The organism is Aeromonas sp. ZOR0002, assembly GCF_963866995.1.
GTDB lineage: Bacteria > Pseudomonadota > Gammaproteobacteria > Enterobacterales > Aeromonadaceae > Aeromonas > Aeromonas caviae.
In genome coordinates this window covers 1-1,955 of sequence record NZ_CAWMFQ010000059.1, presented here as the reverse complement: position 1 = coordinate 1,955, position 1,955 = coordinate 1, and the positions used below count along the sequence as shown (strand labels likewise).

At 46.2% G+C, this 1,955-nt stretch carries 2 protein-coding genes; one reads left to right on the top strand and one right to left on the bottom strand.

Going from position 1 to position 1,955, the window contains the following annotated elements:
- Positions 1 to 238 precede the first annotated feature (238 nt).
- Positions 239 to 964: a hypothetical protein gene (locus tag AACR77_RS04100; protein WP_042879916.1), complete on the bottom strand. Its 726-nt coding sequence runs from the start codon at positions 962 to 964 to the stop codon at positions 239 to 241.
- A gap of 333 nt (positions 965 to 1,297) precedes the next feature.
- On the opposite strand from AACR77_RS04100, the gene AACR77_RS04095 reads away from it, so the two are divergent.
- On the top strand, positions 1,298 to 1,663 hold the full coding sequence (locus AACR77_RS04095; RefSeq protein WP_156133351.1) for a hypothetical protein: 366 nt from the start codon (positions 1,298 to 1,300) through the stop codon (positions 1,661 to 1,663).
- The last annotated feature ends 292 nt before the right edge of the window (positions 1,664 to 1,955 follow it).

The following is a 1,955-nucleotide window of genomic DNA, read 5'->3' as shown; positions in this document are numbered from 1 at the left end:
CCGAAAAGCGGCTTAACTATGTGTCCGGATTTAGTTGACCACTACACATACGACTCAATTTAGCATACTGACGGTGCCTGCAGATACTGGTGAGCATTCTATTCCCGCTATCTCACACACTGTTTTACGGATCAGTACAAATTTTTCCATGTCTAACATAGGTATCCACACTCTACTCGTGACAGGCATGTGAGGCCAAAAGGGGGAATTCTGCCAGCAACCCCCTTTGGGAGGAAAGCTACTCTTTTAAGACACTGGAGATTGCCGCCATGATGCGATCAATTGCCGGTTGGCAAGCTGGGCGGCTAAAGATTTTGTAGGTCGACAAATGTGGGAGCCTGACTAATAGAGATGCTTGCCCATCGCACTCGTAACGCTGTACCTGATATCTTACCCGACCCCAACCTATCTTTTCATTGATCTGCTCACCAACCAGTTTGAACCCTTGCGCGATTAGATGGCCATGCAACTCCTCGAAAGACGTGCGTGAGATTGCTATGTAGAGCTTGCAGTGAACCTGCTTAATGCGCTCAGCCCAGATGAGACGGCTATGCTCAATCCATGCTTGCCTGCCTACCAATGAAGCCCAGTTACGTGAACGAACAGGGATAAGGTTGGTCATCAGTGAACCATCCATAAGCTGCTCATGAGTTGCCCCTACTTCATTGCCAATCAGCGTGTATAAGGCTTGCATTTGCTGTTGCAAGGGGGCCATACCCTTTGCATCTTTTATCCATTCCCCGTTGTAGTAGTCACACTTCCCTTCGACAGAGATTGTATTGATCTCGCAAGCCCCCCCTCCAGGGTTAAGACCGAAGAAAGCGATGGGGTAACGTGGCGCATACATATTCTCGTACCGACAGAATAAAAGGTCCCAGCCCATGTCATTTTTAAGCTTCTCATAATGCCCCTGAATGAACTCAGATAGGCTTTCTTTACATTCTAGCGTGAAACTACGATTCACTATCTTTCCCCTTGGATATAGTCAGCATGAACCATTTCAGTATCTTCACAGACATGTTGAAAATCAAGCAAAGTTTATAAATCGACTTTATTTTACCCCCTATCCAAATGAATAAACCTTGTTACTCGTTTTGGCGTATTCTAGAAGCCTTAGTTTTTATGGTTTTCATTAATTTTTGATGTGGAGACGATGGGTTACGACAATTATTAAAATCACAATTGAACTGACACGAACAAAAAGCTATTGTCTGCAAAAATCCTTAGGGGGTACTGATTCATGCCGATGTTAATAAAGCCTATCGATCATATATCCATAGACAAACAACGAGATGTATTGTTTGTGAAATTCGATTATGTCCCAGATTCCCTTTCGCAGGATGATAATGAATGCGTACTCGAAAAGGATAGCCCCTGGGAGCTAATGCCGGTGCGCAATCAACTCATCGCCTTTCTTGATTCAGTAGGCATTGGGTGGTGCGAGTGTTCGGGGATAAGTTGGTCAGGCTGGGTAGAGGGATATGACGGCAGCATCTACATAGATGTACCCTACGATCTCACTGACCCCAGCTACTGCAAGGTTGCAAGCTTCCTTGAACACACAGACGGCACGAGCTGCCACCCCGATGCGACCTGGTATTGCTTGCTGCTCAGCGATGCTCTGAAGAATGCGCATTATGGTCAAGCACCGTCTTGGTCGTAGCTTAGCCATTCTCTCATAAGAGCGAAGTGTAGCGCGGCTATGGGGGCATGATTTTCATTCTTGACCGGCAAATACTTGGAGGACTGCTCATTATGCTTAATCACGACATGATAGCGTTGGCCTGGAGCGGATAATCAAGATCAATACTAGCAAGAGCAGAAATTACTCCGTCTTCCAGCAAGGAGTCATTTTTACCGACCGCTACCAACAAGGAAGTGAATCGCCCCGGCTTCTCTAAACACTTTTGAGTCGTTCGAAATATTGCTTTTCACACTCTACTGGCGGCGCCGCA